The organism is Vibrio chagasii (genome assembly GCF_002954585.1).
In the GTDB taxonomy this organism is placed as follows: Bacteria; Pseudomonadota; Gammaproteobacteria; order Enterobacterales; family Vibrionaceae; genus Vibrio; species Vibrio chagasii_A.
Map to the genome: position 1 here is coordinate 150,221 of NZ_MSCI01000001.1, position 17,856 is coordinate 168,076.

General features: G+C 44.0%; 18 protein-coding genes. 11 read left to right on the top strand and 7 right to left on the bottom strand.

What is annotated here, in order from left to right:
* Nucleotides 1-10: 10 nt before the first annotated feature.
* Nucleotides 11-322 (top strand): LysR family transcriptional regulator, encoded by a 312-nt coding sequence (locus tag BTO10_RS23620; RefSeq protein WP_258096933.1) that lies wholly within the window; start codon nt 11-13, stop codon nt 320-322.
* Entirely contained in the window at nt 303-890 is a 588-nt protein-coding gene (locus BTO10_RS00700) for a LysR substrate-binding domain-containing protein (protein ID WP_258096934.1), read from the top strand. The genes BTO10_RS23620 and BTO10_RS00700 overlap by 20 nt, the downstream gene beginning before the upstream one ends.
* Before the next feature lie 43 nt (nt 891-933).
* Here BTO10_RS00700 and BTO10_RS00705 read toward each other — a convergent pair whose 3' ends face one another.
* On the bottom strand, nt 934-2,451 hold the full coding sequence (locus BTO10_RS00705) for an arylsulfatase (protein ID WP_105024220.1): 1,518 nt from the start codon (nt 2,449-2,451) through the stop codon (nt 934-936).
* Nucleotides 2,452-2,772: 321 nt separating this feature from the next.
* Here BTO10_RS00705 and BTO10_RS00710 point away from each other — a divergent pair, with 321 nt between their 5' ends.
* On the top strand, nt 2,773-3,039 hold the full coding sequence (locus tag BTO10_RS00710; RefSeq protein WP_105023198.1) for a hypothetical protein: 267 nt from the start codon (nt 2,773-2,775) through the stop codon (nt 3,037-3,039).
* A 47-nt stretch (nt 3,040-3,086) separates the two neighbouring features.
* Entirely contained in the window at nt 3,087-3,521 is a 435-nt protein-coding gene (locus tag BTO10_RS00715) for a hypothetical protein (protein WP_105023199.1), read from the top strand.
* 83 nt (nt 3,522-3,604) lie between these two features.
* On the opposite strand, the gene BTO10_RS00720 is transcribed toward BTO10_RS00715, so the two are convergent.
* Nucleotides 3,605-4,120 (bottom strand): cytochrome b, encoded by a 516-nt coding sequence (locus BTO10_RS00720; RefSeq protein ID WP_105024221.1) that lies wholly within the window; start codon nt 4,118-4,120, stop codon nt 3,605-3,607.
* Nucleotides 4,121-4,396: 276 nt separating this feature from the next.
* On the opposite strand from BTO10_RS00720, the gene BTO10_RS00725 reads away from it, so the two are divergent.
* Together BTO10_RS00725 and BTO10_RS00730 are read left to right on the top strand one after the other, a co-directional pair.
* Nucleotides 4,397-5,236 (top strand): tetratricopeptide repeat protein, encoded by an 840-nt coding sequence (locus tag BTO10_RS00725; protein WP_004742431.1) that lies wholly within the window; start codon nt 4,397-4,399, stop codon nt 5,234-5,236.
* Nucleotides 5,237-5,379: 143 nt separating this feature from the next.
* Nucleotides 5,380-6,636: a peptidoglycan DD-metalloendopeptidase family protein gene (locus BTO10_RS00730; protein ID WP_105023200.1), complete on the top strand. Its 1,257-nt coding sequence runs from the start codon at nt 5,380-5,382 to the stop codon at nt 6,634-6,636.
* A gap of 179 nt (nt 6,637-6,815) precedes the next feature.
* On the opposite strand, the gene BTO10_RS00735 is transcribed toward BTO10_RS00730, so the two are convergent.
* Together BTO10_RS00735 and BTO10_RS00740 are read right to left on the bottom strand one after the other, a co-directional pair.
* Entirely contained in the window at nt 6,816-7,136 is a 321-nt protein-coding gene (locus BTO10_RS00735) for a heavy metal-binding domain-containing protein (RefSeq protein ID WP_105023201.1), read from the bottom strand.
* Nucleotides 7,137-7,160: 24 nt separating this feature from the next.
* The gene (locus BTO10_RS00740) at nt 7,161-8,108 is read right to left on the bottom strand and encodes a LysR substrate-binding domain-containing protein (RefSeq protein ID WP_105023202.1); all 948 of its coding nucleotides are present in this window, start codon (nt 8,106-8,108) and stop codon (nt 7,161-7,163) included.
* 91 nt (nt 8,109-8,199) lie between these two features.
* Between BTO10_RS00740 and BTO10_RS00745 the strand changes: the two genes are divergently transcribed.
* Nucleotides 8,200-9,207, top strand: coding sequence for a DMT family transporter (locus BTO10_RS00745; protein WP_105023203.1), 1,008 nt, complete (start codon nt 8,200-8,202; stop codon nt 9,205-9,207).
* A 17-nt stretch (nt 9,208-9,224) separates the two neighbouring features.
* On the opposite strand, the gene BTO10_RS00750 is transcribed toward BTO10_RS00745, so the two are convergent.
* The gene (locus BTO10_RS00750) at nt 9,225-12,239 is read right to left on the bottom strand and encodes an HD domain-containing phosphohydrolase (RefSeq protein ID WP_105023204.1); all 3,015 of its coding nucleotides are present in this window, start codon (nt 12,237-12,239) and stop codon (nt 9,225-9,227) included.
* A 312-nt stretch (nt 12,240-12,551) separates the two neighbouring features.
* Here BTO10_RS00750 and BTO10_RS00755 point away from each other — a divergent pair, with 312 nt between their 5' ends.
* The 4 genes from BTO10_RS00755 to BTO10_RS00770 all read left to right on the top strand — a co-directional run bounded on the left by BTO10_RS00755 (nt 12,552) and on the right by BTO10_RS00770 (nt 16,140).
* Nucleotides 12,552-13,298 (top strand): phosphatase, encoded by a 747-nt coding sequence (locus BTO10_RS00755; protein ID WP_004742436.1) that lies wholly within the window; start codon nt 12,552-12,554, stop codon nt 13,296-13,298.
* Between the two features lie 145 nt (nt 13,299-13,443).
* Entirely contained in the window at nt 13,444-13,839 is a 396-nt protein-coding gene (locus tag BTO10_RS00760) for a cytochrome b562 (RefSeq protein WP_105023205.1), read from the top strand.
* A 303-nt stretch (nt 13,840-14,142) separates the two neighbouring features.
* Nucleotides 14,143-14,493, top strand: a complete 351-nt coding sequence (locus BTO10_RS00765; RefSeq protein WP_105023206.1) for a hypothetical protein — start codon at nt 14,143-14,145, stop codon at nt 14,491-14,493.
* 111 nt (nt 14,494-14,604) lie between these two features.
* A complete protein-coding gene (locus BTO10_RS00770) occupies nt 14,605-16,140 on the top strand; it encodes a PepSY-associated TM helix domain-containing protein (RefSeq protein WP_105023207.1) in 1,536 nt (511 codons plus the stop codon).
* 110 nt (nt 16,141-16,250) lie between these two features.
* On the opposite strand, the gene gloA2 is transcribed toward BTO10_RS00770, so the two are convergent.
* Together gloA2 and BTO10_RS00780 are read right to left on the bottom strand one after the other, a co-directional pair.
* A complete protein-coding gene (gene gloA2, locus BTO10_RS00775; protein WP_004742440.1) occupies nt 16,251-16,634 on the bottom strand; it encodes an SMU1112c/YaeR family gloxylase I-like metalloprotein in 384 nt (127 codons plus the stop codon).
* Nucleotides 16,634-17,566, bottom strand: coding sequence for a LysR family transcriptional regulator (locus BTO10_RS00780; protein WP_004742441.1), 933 nt, complete (start codon nt 17,564-17,566; stop codon nt 16,634-16,636). The genes gloA2 and BTO10_RS00780 overlap by 1 nt, the downstream gene beginning before the upstream one ends.
* Nucleotides 17,567-17,856: the final 290 nt, after the last annotated feature.

Below are 17,856 nucleotides of genomic sequence, written 5' to 3' on the forward strand. Positions count from 1 at the left end.
CGAGTAGAGCATGGAAAATACCGATTTTAGCTTGATCCCCTATTTTGTTGTGATGATGGAAGATCTTTCTATCTCCAACACCGCCAAGCGCTTTGGCGTCTCTCAACCTGCTGTTAGTAAGGCTTTAAGCCGACTAAAAGAGACCTATGACGATCCGTTGTTTGTAAAGACAAAAGACGGTTACAGACCGAGTCGTTTTTGCTACGACATCTACCCGCAAATAAAACAGGCCTATGATGCGTTTGAATCAACGTTTCCAAATAAGCGTAAATTCGATCCGAGCAAAATTGATCGCTCCTTTAATGTCGCTTGTATCAGATAGGCTTTATACTGAAACGCCCGATGTCGGTATTAATATCGATCCTCTCTATACCGGTGATATTGCTCTTGATTTACTTCAGCATCGATACGATTTGTGTATCGCTCATCTTCCTATCGACGATCCAGCTCTGGAATGTGTACCACTTGCAAGCCAGCGTATGGTGGTGGCGTATGATAAAAATCACCCAAGGTTGGGAGACAAGATTACGCTCAAACAGTATTTGGAAGAGAAACATGTACTTCATAGCATGTGGGATACCGAAGACTCACCATTGACTAAGAGCTGTCGATACGCACAGAAAAGAAAGGTCGCTCGTAAAGCACCAGCTCCATTTGAAATGCTAGACATAGTTAAGGGGACGGATTTGATCTGTATTACACAGGAATCCATTTTGGACAAGTTTGGCTTGCTGGAAGAGTTCCAATTGTCGCCATTACCCTTTGAATCAAACTTCGGGGTGGGGTACTTGGTGTGGCATAAGAGTCGTAATTCAGATATGGCACACTCATGGTTTAGAAAAAAGATTATCGATGCCTCACAAAAAAAGCCTCAGTGGGGCTTTAATTAATCGGTACTAACCAAGTCATTGTTTGCTAAGGTGCGATTTGAGATTAGTTCGCGCCTTGCTGCTGCATTTTCTGCACAAGCTTTTGAAGTTTAAGCGTATTGTAGTTGATGTTAGCAGCACTAAAGCCTTGTCCAGCTTGCATTGGGTAGTCGTCTAGAGAGCCCATGAACTTCGCCACTTCTTGAGACATCGGAACGACCAGCCACATATTGTCGATCATCCAGCGGGTGTACATACCTGATTCTTTCGCCGCAGTTTCAAACGGGTCCATACGTAGGTTGGTGATTGATGGCCAAGCTGGAGCCTGACGTACAGCCGATTGCATGTCACCTTCCATCATCGCAAAGCTTGCTTTCCAATCCTTCCAACGTAGTGCGTTCAACTCACCATTTGCCGAGAAGTAAAGAATGGTCTCACGAGGCCCTTTGTCTTCTTTCCCTTCAAAGTAAGGCTTAAAGTTTGAGCCATCTAAATGAACACGCCACTCTTTGTCGTTCAGTGTTACGCCTTCTTTTAGTTCTTCGATGATGTTGTCGTTACCCGCAGCAGCTGCCAGTGTCGGTAGCCAGTCTTCTTGAGACATCAGAGCATTGATTGCAGACCCTGGCTCTATAACACCTGGCCACTTCACGATTTGTGGTACACGCATACCACCTTCGTAAGTTGTGCCTTTTTCACCGTGGAATGGAGAGGTACCGCCATCTGGCCAAGTAAACTTCTCTGCACCGTTATCGGTAGACAGAATTACGATTGTATTGTCCGCTACATCTAAACGTTCGAGCGTATCAAGCAATGCACCGACATTGTCATCTAGCTGGCGCATACCATCGGCATAGATACCTTGACCTGTAATGCCATCGTAATGTTCGTTGAGGCGAGTCCATACGTGCATACGAGTTGAGTTGTACCAAACGAAGAACGGCTTATCGGCTTTAACGGCTTTCTCCATGAAAGTAATCGTCGCTTCAGTAAAGTCTTCATCGATGGTTTCCATACGAGCACGAGTCAGTGGACCTGTGTCCTCAATCTTGCCATCAGCTGTCGCTTTTAGAACACCATGAGGACCGTACTGTTTTCTAAATTCAGGGTCTTTAGGGTAGAAGTACGTTTCAGGTTCTTCTTCAGCATTTAAGTGGTAAAGGTTACCGAAGAACTCATCAAAACCATGGTTAGTTGGAAGGTGTTTGTCTTGATCGCCTAGGTGGCTTTTACCAAATTGTGCCGTTGCGTAGCCTTCTTGTTTCAGCGCATCGCCGATAGTGGGAGCCCAATCTGGAATACCGTGGTCAGAGCCAGGCATACCAATGGTTAGAAGGCCCGTACGGAAAGGGTGTTGACCCGTGATGAAAGCAGCACGGCCGGCAGTACAAGACTGTTGAGCGTACATGTCTGTGAAAATAGCGCCATCGTGGGCAATACGATCGATGTTTGGTGTTTCGTATCCCATCATGCCGCGGTTGTATGCGCTGGTGTTGTAGTAGCCTAAATCATCAGCCCAGATTGCAAGAATGTTTGGCTGTTCTGCCGCCGCTACACTCTGAGCCAAGCTCAAGGCGCCCATTGCAAGCACGGATTTGGTAAAAGTAGTCAAGGTACAGTCCCCTTATCGTTCTAGATTACGTTGCAGAAGAAAGTATCAAAACCGGATTAATCTTGAGGACTACAGGGTATAAATTCTAGTTAACTACCTGAGTAGCGTAAGGAGTGTAGGGGAGTTAGTTGTGATTTTCGGTAAATGAGTCGCTGAAAATATACATATTTTACGATCATTAATATGTTATCATCTCCCTACTACTTAAGGGGGTGTCTTAAGGCATCGGGATGTATGCGAGCAAACTTACGTGCTTGTGTCAGTCACTTTCTGGCGAATATGGAATCGAAAATGTTGTTGGAAGAAGTTGTAGAAATCATTGAATTAACCGACTCAGACCATTTATCTCACGCAATGGACCTGTTTAACGAACATGGCTTTGTTTCCGCAGAGCATTTACCTTTCATGTCGGTGGTTTTTGAAACCGCACCTGAGCATCTTGCGAAGAAACTGTCGCAAATTGGCTTCAAAGGTCTAGTGCAAGTAGAGAAAAGTGAAGATGCAGCTGGCTTTATCATCGTTGACGCTGAACGAGCTCAGCTTAGCAAAACTGCGTAATCAGAAACGCTCAATAATATCCGTTATGACAATTTGAGGTTAACACAGTGACAACAGCTACCGTTTCAGCAACAGAGCAACAGATCTCCAATGAACATGCACTTTTGGGTGCATCGTTACTAGCGTCCCAAAAAGTAGAGTTGGCGCTGTTTAATGTGATCTCTAAATTAGCAAAAACCTTGTCAAAAGATGCTCAGAAAGAGCTAGGTTTAGACTCAGAGACTTTTTTGAGAGAGAAGGCGAGTCACCAAGAGGCTACACTCAGCTTGTATGAGCAGGCGTTCGGTGAACAACTACCGCTGAAAAAAAACGAACTTAACGATTTTATTTATCATAGAAACTTAGTGACTCGCAGTTTTTGGCGAGTGACTGGTGCGGATGTTAAGGGTGGCGAAAAGCTAGCTAACCCAGAACTCTACCTAAAAGAGTTTCTTGCTAAATGTGAATACTGGCAAGTGATGCTGGATAACCAATCCAAATAATCACGCCGAAAAAGAAAGCCATAGCAGAAGTGCTATGGCTTTTTTGTTAGCCGCGATTTAAGCCCAAAGTCTCACAGTATTATTTAAATCATCATTTTTAATACATAGTTCTTAGAGACGAAGTGGTGTTTAAGTGCTGCACTGATGTGTAAAACAATTAAACAAGCTAGGGCAATACAACTGGCACGATGTAAATAAAAGAAGAAGCTGTTGATTGCTGGATTGGTAATTAGGTTTTCGACAGTGGTTAACCAGAATAATGAGTAAGGTTGTTCCAGCATCAAATAGCCTGTACTGAACACCATAAACATGGCGAGGTACATTAAAGAGTGAGCAAGCTTAGCCACACACTTTTGCCTCTCTGGTATTGATGTTGGCATGGTTGGAGAAGAGCGAAAGTGACTCCAGATATAACGAACCACGAGCAATGGTGTCGCAACGGTCGCCAATGACATGTTAAGCACTGATAAGAATGAAAACAGCTCTGGATGACTGGTAACATAGTGCATCACATAACCAGCGATTGTGGCATAAATGATTACTGAAGCCATTACCCAGTGCAGTACACGGCTTACTAAATCGTATCTTGGATTATTCAAATTAACCTCGCTCTGATCGTTATTAATATAAGTTTCATCTCGATGCAATAAATCAAATGACTCTATATTCGCATCGCGAATTAATTATATAGAACAGTATTACTTGGTATTTTTATAATTTAGAAATTAATGATGTTGCTTCAGGTGTTTTATAATTATCAATGATGTTTTAGAGTGTTAATTCCAATATGGATAAGGCAAACTTGCCCACTTCCTAGCTTGTATGCCTATTACGAGATACAGTTAGGTTAAAGATAAATATATAAGGAATGTATAATGCTTCGAATCTTATTGATTGCAGTTATCTCAGTGTTCAGCACAATGAGTTTTGCAAGCGAAGAAGTTAAGTACTCTGAGAAAGAGTATTTGGATAGACCATTGATGGAACGCTATATCCTTGATGAGTTAAAACAACTGAGAATCGAGCAGCAGGATCTTGAAAGGCGTCTCACCATTCAGATGACGGATCGTGAGCTGGCTGTAGCGGATAAGTCACTCAATTATGCCAATGTCACCGTTACCTATTTCTTCTACATTATTGCAGGCGTGGCGTCTTTAATCGCCTTAGTGGGTTGGCAGTCGCTCAAAGAGCTAAAACACACCACCAAAGAGATGGCAGATCAACGACTCAATACTATCGCTCAAGAGTATGAGAAAAAGTTCAACGTGCTTGAGAGAGACTTGAAGCGTAAAACAAGAATCATTTCAGAGAACAACCGAGAAATCGAAATCATCAATGAGATCCACAATCTATGGTTGAGGGCGCAGAATGCTCAAACCGCGGAACAGAAAATTGAAATCTATGATGAGATTTTGAAGGTTCGTCCTGGGGACTTGGAAGCATTGACATACAAAGCAGACGCAGCGATGGAGATTCAGGAATACCATTGGGCGATGAGCTTATGTAATCGTGTGTTAGAGGTGGATGACCAGAACGCTCATGCTTTATATCAACGAGCGTGTGCTTATGCTAGGTTGGGAGCAGAAGGGCAAGCGATTGATGATTTAGAACGCTCCGTCGAAGCCAGTGGCTCAATGCGAGAGCTGTTGGCTGAAGAGCCAGACTTCGAAATGCTTCGAGGCTTAGAACGTTTTGAAGCGCTTCGCGAAGAATAAGGATTTGATTGTATGGTGGGGTCGCGTCCCATCATACTTTTATGCTTTATACGGAACGGTTTCTTACATTTCATTAGTGCTTTTGCATGATTTGTTATGTTATAACACTTTCTAAGTTCCTTGTTTTAACCGTTAAGTATTTTATGAAGTACCTCCGTATTAGCCTGATTATTATTGCAATCAGTGCATTTTCACTCGCTACTTTCCTTTCCTTTCATTCCGAACCAGAAAAAGAAATTTCAATAAAAATAACGCCTTATCAAGAATTACACACGGACGGTGAAGAACAGGCGCAGGTACAAAATCAGACTAACTCATTAGTCAAAATTCACTACTTTGTGAAGGTAGGGGATACCCTCAGCAACATCTTTTCGTCTTGGAATCTGCCTTATGAAACCGTTCATAAGATCATGGAAGCGGATCTTGAGTCTTTGAAACTCGATACAATTAAGCCAGGTGATCATTTAGAACTGCTTTTGGATGGCGACTCTAAAAAGCTTGTGGAGTTGATCTATCACGAGAGTCTGGTTGAGCAAGCGACCTTTACTCGAAACGATGATGGTAGTTTCACCTATAAATTCCACGAGATCCCAGGTGAATGGAAAGAAAAACTCTATGCGGGTAGTGTCCAAGGGAGTTTTTCAACGTCTGCATACAGAGCTGGGTTAACTACCGCTCAGATAGCGAATATTACTCGCACGTTGAAAGATAAAGTTAACTTCGCTCGTGAGCTGAGAGCGGGTGACAGCTTTAATGTATTGGTCAAAGAGCAATACACAGATGATCACCTAACAGGCAAAACAGAAGTTCAAGGTATCTCAATTCAGTTACGAAACCGCGAAGTGGCAGCTTTTCTCGCACCAGATGGTCTTTTCTATGACAGAGAGGGCAATAGTCTAGAGCAAGCCTTTGATAGATACCCTGTCGACAGAAAATTCCGACGAATTACCTCATCGTTTAATCCGACACGAAGACATCCAGTAACAGGGCGAATCTCACCGCACAATGGTACTGATTTTGCGACGCCAGTGGGCTCACCGGTTTACTCAACAGGTGATGGCCGTGTTGTTGCGCTTCGTGACCACCCGTATGCCGGCAAGTACTTGGTGATCGAACACAACAGTGTATACACGACGCGTTATCTTCACTTGAGCCGGTTCTTAGTTAAGAAAGGGCAACAAGTTAAGCGAGGCCAGAAAATTGCGCTATCGGGTGCGACTGGCCGCATTACTGGCCCTCACTTGCACTTTGAGGTGTTGGTTCGTGGTCGAGCTGTTGATGCGATGAAGGCTAACCTACCGATGGCGAGCTCGATTATGCCTAAAGACAGAAAAGAGTTTTTAGCTCGAATCGCCTCTTTTGATGCCATGATCTCTGAGCCCGCAGAACGCGCAAGTTAAAGATATTCAAACTTAACTTGGCAATGCATTAAACAACGCCCCTTAGCTAACGGTTTAGCTAAGGGGCGTTTTTTATAGGGAATCACACAACTGAGCGAATGACTCAGTTATCTGTTAGATAGAATTGCCGAGTGGCGAGGTTTGGTGGTTAGCTGGGCTCAGAATCAACCTGCAACTAGTTAAGCAACAACTACCGCTGTGCCACTGGCAGACACCATTAGCATGCCGTTACCTGTGCCAAGTACTTCGTAATCGATATCAACACCCACGACGGCGTTTGCTCCGGCTTCAATGGCTTTCTGTTCTAACTCTTTGAATGCATAGTTGCGTGCTTTCTCGAGTTCCTTTTCGTAGGTGGCAGAACGTCCACCAACAAAATCACGAATACCAGAAAACATATCCTTGAATACGTTCACCCCTAAGATAGCTTCTCCGGCAATAACCCCTTTGTAGTCGACAATGCGTTTACCTTCGACAGATTGTGTGGTGGTAATGATCATAATGGCCTCTTGTAAGTAACGGTTCTATTGGATGTTATCGTTATTCTCTTCTTGTGTTCGATCGTTAAGCGTCATGTCTGAATTGGCAAATTCATGTCTTAACCATGTTCTCAGTTGTAGCACACTTTCTTGTTTTAACTTGTTTTTTGGGCAAACAAAATAGAAATCTTGGTGTGGGTTAGCGACTGGCTCGCCAAGCTCTACCAGCACACCGTGGCTGATGTCATCTTTTACAAACAAGCGATGGGTGACTAATACGCCAAGTGAACGAATAGCGGCTTGTACTGCTTGAATCGATACATCAAACGTTAGATTACTGTGGAAACTGGGCATAGGGACTTGATAATGGTCGCACCATACTTGCCAGTCGTGTTTGCGCCTTGGGTTAAAAACACCAATGGTAGGGTTCTGTTCGACAAGCTCAATGACACTTAACTCTTTATTGTTCGCAAGTAGCGTAGGGCTACACACCAGCACCAGATCATCATCGCCTAGTTTTTCGCTGTAGTACTGCTCCCACTCATTCGGTTTGCCATGCACAAGAGCAATATCAACCCCTTCTTGTTCGATATCGAAAGGGCCCGTTAGTGTTGAAATACGAATATCAAGTGACGGAGCGAAAGCTTGAAAGTCGGGGACGCGGGGGATCCACCAATGCATTGCAAGCGAATTCACCATATTGAGGGTGATGCGATGGTCATTGGGCGTCCTTGCTAGCTCTTCAGTCGCCTCTATCACCTGTTCCAATGCAGGAGCGACCTTGCGGTAATAACGTTTACCTGCGGCATTAAGGACAACGCGACGACCTACTCGCTGAAACAGCGGCCTATTGACCTGTTGCTCTAAAGATTTAATGGCTTGGCTTACTGCAGAGTGGCTGACATACAGTACACGAGCGGCATCGGTCATGCTGCCAGTTTCTGCAACAGCAATGAAAGCATAAACGGATTTAAGTGGAACGAGCTTTTTCATTGGTAAGTTTTCCTTACAGTTATGGTTAATATTACTCGCTATTTTTAATGACGTCACGCTTCTAAAATAGATAGCATAGGAGGTGATAATTATGTCTGATATTACCAAGGCGACGACTTTCATGTTGTTGTCTACATTCAGTTTGTCTTTAAGCGGTTTAGTGGCGAAGTATCTATCGGAAGCGATGCCTATTTCATTACTAAGCTTCATGCGTTTTTTCTTACCTAGTTTGCTCTTATTCTTATTTCTTATCTTCTCTAAAATCAGCAGGCCGGCAGGAAGTATGTGGAAGCCATTGGTCATGCGGGCGATATTCATGGTGGCATGTCAGTGGTGTTTTCTTACGTCGTTACAAACTTTGACGCTTTTGGAAGGTGTGGTGCTGTTTAGTACTGGGCCGCTATTCATTCCTTTGTTAGAAAAATTAATGTTTGGGACCAAGATTCATACAACAACCATATTTTGTTTAGCGGTAACCTTTGTTGGTGTTGTGATGATGGCAGGAGATTGGTCGCAGTTTAAATTTGGCTCTGAGTTCTTGAGACCTGAATTGCTGCTCGGTTTGTTGGCTGGAGTATTCAACTCAGCGTCACAAGTGAGTTTGTATCGCGCTTCTAAAACCAGTCTCACGCCTGCAGAGCTCAATGCTTGGACATTCTTGGTTGCGGCAATATTGGTTATCCCAATGTTGGTATTCACCTCAATAAAAGGCACTTCTGGAGTGCAAGCAGACTCAAGTATTCTTAATACTTTAAAGACGATTGACCAAATCGGCTGGATTGGAATAGGTGCATTTGGATTGGCGTTATGTACTGTTAATACACAGATCTTCCGTTCAAAGGCTTACAAGCTTACAGAAAGTGGTTCTCAACTGGCTCCGTTAATTTTCACCAACATGTTGTTTAGTGCACTGTGGCAAGGTGTGTTTTTTGATGATGTATTTTCTACTCAGCAGTTGGTCGGTATTAATCTGATTGTCGCTGCGAGCATCACAAACACCTTGTTAGCGAAAAAGCATAGTAACTCCCGAAAAGCGACGCCTGTGAGCACCTCAAAAGCGGATTCTGTGCTCGATCTACAAGCAATAGTTAAGCGTTAAACGTTGTCAGAAACGGTTTAAAAAAGTGAGCGTATGTACTCTTTTACTTTATCGATATGTTTCGTTTCATCAACCTCGCATCGTTGGTTTGGTTCAAGGAATTGCTCGGCGTAGTTGTCGTAGATTTTGTTTTCTAGAAACAGTAAATAGAGTTTGGGATCGATATGACCGCTGGTGGCCATGTCGGTCATGATATTGAGCGATTCACTGAGCAGCTTGCCTTTTTTATACGGACGATCGCTCGAAGTTAGAGCTTCAAACACATCTGCAATTGCCATGGCTCTCGACGGTAGAGGTAACTGGTCTTCGCTTAACCCTCTAGGGTAGCCCTTACCATCGATGCGTTCATGATGGCCACTGGCGATTTCAGGAATGTTTTGTAGGTAAGATGGGTAAGGGAGCTTGTTTAACATGGTGAAGGTCTGAATGATATGATCATTAATCATGAAGCGCTCCTCTTCGTTGAGAGTGCCACGATTGACCTTTAAATTATGCAGTTCGCCTTGGTTGTATTTGACTTCTCCTGGCTTAAGAACGAACTCTTCTTGCCACAATTCTGCTGGATTAAAGCCGTTATCCCATGGGATTTTGTGCTCTGGTTTATCTGCAAGCAGTGGTTCCATTACTGGTAATGTCTGTTCACTGTTATCTGGTGCAGCATCGGCAGATTGCGACGATTTCTGCCACGACTCGTATCTCTCTTTTTCAGCCCAAGATATTCCAAGCTGGTCGTCTAACGTTCGTTTCCATTGACGCTTAGCTATTTGGTCCAATCGTTCTAGCTGTTCTTGTGTTATTGATTCGCCGCCAAGATTGCACTGGGCAACGAAGGCAAACTCCTCATCGAGAGTTGATAGGGTTTGCTCGAGGATCTGTAGTTGCTCTTCTTGAAGACCACCATTCGTCATCGCTTTCCAATAGTCGGTTTCAGCTTGCTGTTTAAGTAGCTCAAATCGCATGCGAACTTCGTGGATTCGGTCGTAAATGGTCTCGAGCTTGGTTGCTTTGTCTACCACATACTCAGGTGTGGTGACTTTCCCGCAGTCATGCAACCACGCAGCTAACATCAACTCTTCCCACTGTTTGCTGTCCAGAGAGAACTGAGGGTAATAACGGTCGTCATCTATAGTCGCTTGGGTTAACCATTTGGTTAGCTCGGGTACTCGCTGACAGTGACCGCCAGTGTAGGGGGACTTGGTATCTATCGCAGAGGCTATTAGCTCGATAAAGGCGTTGAGCATATCTTTCTGTTGCTGCATTTGATCAATGTTGTCTTTGGCTATTTCCGCAAAGCTCAATAGCTCTCTTAAAAAGGCATGTTTATCCGCTTGAGCTTTGGTAATGGGCCTTTCATAGCCAATCGCCACTATACCAACCAACAGCTTTTCACGGTTCAACAACGGGAAGAGGTATAGGTCAGAGTTGAAGATTGAGTCTTGATAATAGTTGAGCACATTGTCTTCTCGATTTAAGTGGATGGTCTCTCCTGACTTGAGTTTGCACAGTAACCAAGGTGTATGTTTGATGAAGTCATTGATGTCGGCCTTAAAGGGAATAATCGCTAGGTTGGCCGCGGTATCAAACACGTCTTTCTCTTCTGATTGAGTAAACAGCACAATGGTTTCAGCCTTGGTGATCAGATAGCTTTGATGGGCAATGTTCTTGGCAAGTATTGAGAACTCTTGATTTCCTGCTGTGTCTCGCAGCAAGTTGATCAAGTCATGAAGCGTGTGTTCCATCAACTCAATGGAGTGAGCGAGGTTCGCGACCTCTTTAATCATGCTCTTTGGATAATGAGTACGGCGGAAATCAAATCGTGCGATGTTATCGGTAAGCTGCATCAAGGTATTGAGTGGCTGGGACAGGCGATTAGCCACTAGCCACACGATACCAAAGCAGATAAACAGCATCCCAATCGCGACGGCGACTTGTTTGTCACGCATTGAAATAAGATCAGAAAGTAGCTCATTGTGTGGTGTTGCTTCTGCCAAATAGAGAGTCACGTTTTGGGTGAGCTCAACCGGAGTTAAGGTCAATGCCCATGTGTTCAGGTTGTACTCTACGTTTTTTAGATCGAGATTAAATTTCTGTTCATCTGAGATCAGTGGGCCCAAAACAGATGCTTTTAACGCCTCCATTTGGTCTCGTTTAGGGATGTTGAAGAAGCTTTGCTCTTGCTCACTACCAGAGAGCTTACCTGTGCTTTGTCCATTACCAGTGTTGGCATTTTTAGCCTCGAGTGTGAGATTCGAGGTCGTTAAATTAAGTTGATGCTGACCAAGAAGGTTAAAGTGTTGGTCAAATAGAGCGAGTCTCGTCTGCGGAGAATAAGCTAGCTCACTGATCTGAGAAGAGAGTGAACTCAGCGTGAAGTCAGCACCCACCACATGTTTGCCATCGGCTGAACGTCTAGACAGCGTAATGCCATTGGTTTTCAGAAAATAAAAAAGATAGGGCTCGGATAAGTGTATTGATCCATCCGGCTTTGCATTGCGATACCAAGTACGAGTTGTTGGGTTGAATTTACTCTCGCTTTGAACTGTGCTGATGACCTGATGCGCACCATCGAGGTAGGTAATAAAGTTCTCACCATCCAAATTAGTGCTACTGACCATCATGGTCGCTTTGGCAGGGGCATTATTTTCGGCTCTTTGTTTATTCGTGCTTAAGGGGCGAAAGATCCTGAAATCGCCATCTTCCGAGCCATAGAAGAGCGCGACCAAATTAGTATTCTGTTTGAAGATGATATCAACCGACGCCAGCCAAGACTCCTTTTCGATGGAAGCACTTTGCTGATTAACAAACGGACTGAACGCCATCACATTCAATGTGGTAATAACCGGGCCTATCGCTTGTTTGAAAACAGACTCTAGCTTGTCGCGGTGCTCATTACTGACCTCGCGAACGGTTCCCAATAGCAACTCTTGAGAATGCCGATAGCTTATTGATATCAAAACTGCACCGACAAACGTTGTCAAAATTAGGAAAAGGCTAGTGATGTGGATACTCAGCGGATAACGTCTTCGTCTCATCTAACACTCCAGCGTGTGAACTGGTTTAAGTATTGACGAACTTGGGTAGGTTGCAAAAAATTGGCTCAATTATCAGGCTTGCACGTAGCCATGATTATGAAGCCAACCGAGAGAATATTGGGTGAAGGTAGAGGTGACAGTTTGCCCTGTAGTAACTGGGCAATTAGTTACAAGAAAGCGTTAGGTTAAGGTGCTAATTGTCACTTTGTGCTGATAAACTGGCTCTATTGATACCATAAGGCACTCGATTCCAAGCTGAGGCTTTAGGTGTATTTTCTGAAAAGTTTAGATATCAAGAGAGGGCATTGATTTATGGAATTAAAGGTAGACACTCACACCCATACATACGCCAGTGGCCATGCCTACAGTACATTGATTGAAAATGCTAAATCGGCAAAACAAAACGGCCTTGCTATGTTCTGTACCACTGACCATTCAGAGTCAATGCCGGGAGCTCCACACTACTGGTTCTTTAGCAATCAGCGTGTACTTCCTCGCTTTATCGAAGGCGTTGCGATTATTCGCGGCGTTGAATCAAACATTATGAACACTCAGGGGGAAATCGATATACACCCAAGTGTTGATAAGAACTTAGATTGGGTAATTGCGAGCTTTCATGAGCCTGTATTCCTCCCGTCAGATTCTGTAGCTCATACTGAGGCTCTCTTAAATGTCATTAAAGGTGGTCGAGTCGATGCACTCGGTCATTTGGGTAATCCTAATTTTGATTTCGACTTTGAAGCGGTCATTCAATGTGCGGTAGAGCATAATGTAGCTATCGAGATTAATAACACGACCCTGAAAGGCAATAGCCGTGTGGGCAGTGTCGACCGTTGCTACGAGATCGCGAGAATAGCAAAAGCAAAAGGGGCATTTATCACTTCGGGTAGTGATGCTCATTTTTGTAATGATGTTGGTGGCTTGGATCTTGTGTCTGCGTTGCTTGATGAGGTTGGCATTGACTCGACTAAGGTGATTACCCATTCACCGCAGCAATTCTTATCGTTTCTGGCGTTACGTGGACGCAACGAAATCCCTGAATACTCGGCGCTTGTTTAAGAGAATGTCGGCGGGTTTGCATTTCGACACAATCAATTTTTGTGCCTGACGGATTTTTGTATACACTAGCCGGAAAATAATAAAGTCTAAGCGCTGCAATAATGACGGCGCTATCTTCAAAGTCACAGTTTCACTTGGAGAAACAATGAAAACTCGCTCAATCCTTTTATCTGGCCTAATCGCTGCAGCAGTAATGTCTGGCAATGCATTTGCTAACGTTGACCTTAAGAAAAACATGCAAGAAATGAAGCTTGCATTCAAACAAGCGGTAGAAGCTCAAAGCATTGAAGAGATGCAAAAACCTATCGTTCGTTTAGATACGCTAGTGGCAGAGCTAAAAACAGGTGTGTACCCAGTAGAGAAAGAAGAAAACTTCATGGAAGGCTTCAAGAAGATCAGTCTATCGATCGATAGCATTGAACAGAAGCTAGACCAAGGTGATTTCGAGGCAGCAAAACAAGAGCTGCGCACGATTGATGGCCTTCGTGAAGAGTACCACGAGAAGCGTAACCCAAGTATCTGGAGCAAGATCTTCGGTTAATGAGTTAATCAAGAGCGTTCGCTTGTTAGACAGTTAACAAAGCCCAAACCTCAAGATTCGATTTCTAAAACGCCGCCTATATTTACCTTTGTTGGAAAATATAGGCGGCGTTTTTTATTGGTGGCTTTTTAGCCGGGAGCTGTGCACGTACATGAATAATATCGGTTATGTTCTATTCGCGTAACCAGTTTTTAACTAAAAAGAGTGTGCGTTGGCTTCAACTTTTTAACCTGATGTTGATCTTTACGTTTACCTATATAACAAGTGCCTCATAATAAGGGAAATTTAAAAAGATTTGGAATAATGCGCCGAACCTCGTTCAACCTCTCTATGTTACTCGCCACTGCGTTAAGCTGGGCTTTAGTGACATTAATGCCTGTTATCAATGCTCATGGTAATAGTGCGGGAGTGTGGGCGTCGTTGTGTACGGTCAATGGCTTTGAACTGGTTCAAATCGAAGAGGGCGAGCCGAATACTCATAAAGGTAAGCCGTGTCCGTTTAGCCATTTTTCCACATTTCACCAAGATGAACTTCCAACTACACTACTCACAACTCGACTGAGTTTTATTGTCTCAGAAAGCTACGCTTTTTTGGCTCTAAGCGAACGCTACTCGAGACAAGCACCCCGTGGCCCTCCCTTTGTTACTGCTTAAACCTCACTCATTAAAATAATTAAAAAATATAATAGTAAGTAAAGTTAAACATGCCTTAGTGACTTTCTGATTTTTCAGAAGGTTCGTTTGCGCATGTCAAAGGAAATAATAATGTTGAGAAATGAATCTCAAACTACTGTGAAGGCACAAGCGGCTTCGCAGTCTACAAGCAGTGCAACAAGCGATTCGAAACCCGATATTCAAAGCAAAGAGCGCAATAAAACTCTCTACTTTCTCACCTGGCGCTGGCATTTCTATGCTGGGCTGTTCGTTATCCCATTTATGCTGATGCTAAGTATTACTGGCTTAGTGATGTTGTTTGACGATGAGATCGAACTGGCTTTTCATCAAGAGGCGGTTGAAATTGCAGTATCCGGTGAACCAATCAAGGTTTCACAGCAGTTAGCGGCAGTGCAAAATCAATATCCACAAGGCTCAGTGACACAGTTTGTACCAAGTAAAGCGCCTGATTTGGCGAACCGATTTTCAGTTTCTCTGGAAGATGGCACATCTGTTTTCGCAACTGTGAATCAATACACTGGTGAAGTTGTTGGTGAAGTACCTCGCAGCGACAGCCCGTATCAATTAGCGAATGACATCCATGGCACGTTATTGATTGGCGATTGGGGAGACTACCTGATTGAAGTGGCGATCAGCTTGTCGATTCTGTTGCTTATCAGTGGCATTTACCTATGGTTGCCAAGAGACAATGCGAGCCGTGCAGGCTTTCTTAAGTTGAGAGTGTCATCAGGCCCGCGCGTACTGATGCGTGATCTGCATTCGAACATAGGCGGCACGTTATCTCTTATTCTGTTGCTCTTTATCCTGTCTGGTTTGGCGTGGACAGGCTTCTGGGGCGGTAAGTTAGTGCAAGCATGGAGCACTTTCCCTGCTCAAATGTGGGATGATATTCCGCTGTCTGATAAGACACACACATCGCTTAACCATGGCTCAGAAGAAGAACTGCCATGGAATTTGGAACAGACACCACTGCCGTTGTCTCAAGATAAGCCTGCCGAACATGTACATCATGTGGAAGAGGTGTCAGAACCTCATGATCACTCTAAGATGAGCGATGACCACTCTATGCATGTTATGTCTGCGAGTAGCTTTGCCATTGATGATGTCATTGAGAAAGCACGAGCTCTTGGCTTCACTCAGTACAAAGTGAACTTCCCACGTTCAGAAACGGGTGTGTATACGGTAACAGCGAACACCATGGGCGGCGATATCATCGATCCAACTCAAGATCGTACCACGCACCTAGACCAATATTCAGGTCGTATCCTTGGTGAAGTGACCTGGCAAGATTACAACTTCATCGCTAAGACATTAGCGGTCGGTATTTCTCTACACCAAGGTGATATTAGTATTATCAACAAGATTTTAAACGCCTTGTTCTGCTTGGCGTTCATCGTGGTATCAGTCACCGGCGGTGTGATGTGGTGGATGCGTAGACCATCAGGTCAACGTAAGTTAGGCGCGCCACCTAAGTTTGGTGATGCTGGCCTATGGAAAGCTGGTTTGGTGAGTGTTGTTGTGATTTCAGTGCTATTTCCTCTCGCGGGAGCAACGATTGTCACAGCTATGATATTGGATTGGCTACTGTTCTCACGTGTTGAGAAGTTCAAAACGGCGTTGAGCTAATTGAACTGAAAACGGACCTTTTCAGCCTGAGAAGGTCCGTTTTGTATTCTGGCGGGAAGTTGATTGATCAGGAAAGTTTAGATTTGTTACAGCCTATTTATGATAAAGCTCTATATTTCATAAAGCTCAAGCGGCAGGCCATCTGGGTCTGCGAAAAACGTGAATGACTTCCCTGTAAACTCATCAACTCGAATCGGTTCGACGTCGATTCCATGTCCTTGTAAATAACTTTTTACTAGTTGAACGTCATCAACGAAAAAGGCTAAATGTCTTAACCCTTGAGCTTCAGGAAAGCTAGGCCTTTCAGGTGCATCAGGGAAGCTAAATAACTCTATTTGAGAACCATTGGGTAATGCCAGATCAAGTTTGTAAGACTGTCGCGCTTCTCGGTAATTCTCTGCAATTACTTCCAGCTGCAAAATCTCAGTGTAAAAGCGTTTCGATAACTCGTAATTGGAACAGATGATTGCCGCGTGGTGGATTCCTTTTAGCATTAGTTTATTTCCCCTGCTAACTTGTCACCCAAGTGTTCCATCGCGTAGTCAATGAACACGCGAAGGCGGGCGGGCATGTATTTGGTTTGTGCGAACTGCATTGCTATAGCGCCGTGATAGTTACTCTTGATGGTCCAGTCATTCAATACTTGAACAACACTGCCTTCTGCCAACGCATCTTGAATCACGAAGTCATGGAAGATGCCAATCCCCAGACCTTCTTTCACGCCTTTCAGTCGCATTTGAGAGTGGTTCACTGCGTATCGACCACTAACGGAGACGGTGTGAAACTCATCGTCTTTGAGAAAGTCCCAAATGTGGTCTTTGTCTGTTTCTGCTAGGTACAGACAATCGTGCTGGCTCAGATCGGTTGGGTGGGAAGGCGTCCCTTTGTGACCCAAATAATCAGGGCTAGCGCATAGTACTAAGTTGGTTTTACCTAGCTCTTTTAGCACTAAGCTCTCATCGGGTTTATCGGTAAGGCGAAACGCAATATCGATACCTTGGCGTAGTATGTCGATATCACCATCAGCAGCGCGCAGTTTAAGTTGAATCTCTGGATACTGATTAAGAAATGGCACCACAAAAGGCTGAAGTACAGAGTTCAAAAACGCTTCTGGCGCAGCCACAGTGAGTGAGCCAGAAGGCTCGGTATGATCCGAGGTCGATAATTCAACCGCTTGCTGTGCTGCGTTAATCATGACAACGCTCTGATCGTAAACCAGTTGACCTGCCTGAGTGATAATAAGCGTACGAGTAGTTCGCTCAAAAAGCTTTACTGACAGTGCCTTCTCTAAACGCGTAATGAGTTTGCTGAGTGCAGAAGGCGTTACCCCTAGTTGCTTGGCTGCCGCAGTAAAACTGCCTTCGTTTACCACTAGGATAAATGAGGCAAGATCGGGAAGTAGGGCGATGAGTTTGGGGTTGACCATAAGTATCCATAAGAGTCAGCGGTGAGCGTAATAGTAATTGTGAGTGATCTAACTTGATTTGTGAATCAGTTTCATTAATTGGCAAAAGTAAAATGAGTCGTGATGATGTTTAACTAGCGATTGTTTACTTAGCGATTTGCCTCTTCTTTAGCTCGATGTATTTGAGCAAATCACCCAACGCCCGACAATTTTTTAGACTTATACGAATTGTTGAATTATCCATCGAACTTACTGTCAATAGCTATCTGACATAGCCATACCAAATATTACAAATTCGCGACATTAAAGCC

What these genes read in the sequence shown, in the direction of transcription:
- BTO10_RS23620 (WP_258096933.1), top strand. Translation starts at nt 11, where the DNA reads ATGGAAAATACCGATTTTAGCTTGATCCCCTATTTTGTTGTGATGATG.
- BTO10_RS00700 (WP_258096934.1), top strand. Translation starts at nt 303, where the DNA reads ATGTCGCTTGTATCAGATAGGCTTTATACTGAAACGCCCGATGTCGGT.
- BTO10_RS00705 (WP_105024220.1), bottom strand. Translation starts at nt 2,451, where the DNA reads ATGGGCGCCTTGAGCTTGGCTCAGAGTGTAGCGGCGGCAGAACAGCCA.
- BTO10_RS00710 (WP_105023198.1), top strand. Translation starts at nt 2,773, where the DNA reads ATGTTGTTGGAAGAAGTTGTAGAAATCATTGAATTAACCGACTCAGAC.
- BTO10_RS00725 (WP_004742431.1), top strand. Translation starts at nt 4,397, where the DNA reads ATGCTTCGAATCTTATTGATTGCAGTTATCTCAGTGTTCAGCACAATG.
- BTO10_RS00730 (WP_105023200.1), top strand. Translation starts at nt 5,380, where the DNA reads ATGAAGTACCTCCGTATTAGCCTGATTATTATTGCAATCAGTGCATTT.
- BTO10_RS00735 (WP_105023201.1), bottom strand. Translation starts at nt 7,136, where the DNA reads ATGATCATTACCACCACACAATCTGTCGAAGGTAAACGCATTGTCGAC.
- BTO10_RS00740 (WP_105023202.1), bottom strand. Translation starts at nt 8,108, where the DNA reads ATGAAAAAGCTCGTTCCACTTAAATCCGTTTATGCTTTCATTGCTGTT.
- BTO10_RS00745 (WP_105023203.1), top strand. Translation starts at nt 8,200, where the DNA reads ATGTCTGATATTACCAAGGCGACGACTTTCATGTTGTTGTCTACATTC.
- BTO10_RS00750 (WP_105023204.1), bottom strand. Translation starts at nt 12,239, where the DNA reads ATGAGACGAAGACGTTATCCGCTGAGTATCCACATCACTAGCCTTTTC.
- BTO10_RS00755 (WP_004742436.1), top strand. Translation starts at nt 12,552, where the DNA reads ATGGAATTAAAGGTAGACACTCACACCCATACATACGCCAGTGGCCAT.
- BTO10_RS00760 (WP_105023205.1), top strand. Translation starts at nt 13,444, where the DNA reads ATGAAAACTCGCTCAATCCTTTTATCTGGCCTAATCGCTGCAGCAGTA.
- BTO10_RS00765 (WP_105023206.1), top strand. Translation starts at nt 14,143, where the DNA reads ATGCGCCGAACCTCGTTCAACCTCTCTATGTTACTCGCCACTGCGTTA.
- BTO10_RS00770 (WP_105023207.1), top strand. Translation starts at nt 14,605, where the DNA reads ATGTTGAGAAATGAATCTCAAACTACTGTGAAGGCACAAGCGGCTTCG.
- gloA2 (WP_004742440.1), bottom strand. Translation starts at nt 16,634, where the DNA reads ATGCTAAAAGGAATCCACCACGCGGCAATCATCTGTTCCAATTACGAG.
- BTO10_RS00780 (WP_004742441.1), bottom strand. Translation starts at nt 17,566, where the DNA reads ATGGTCAACCCCAAACTCATCGCCCTACTTCCCGATCTTGCCTCATTT.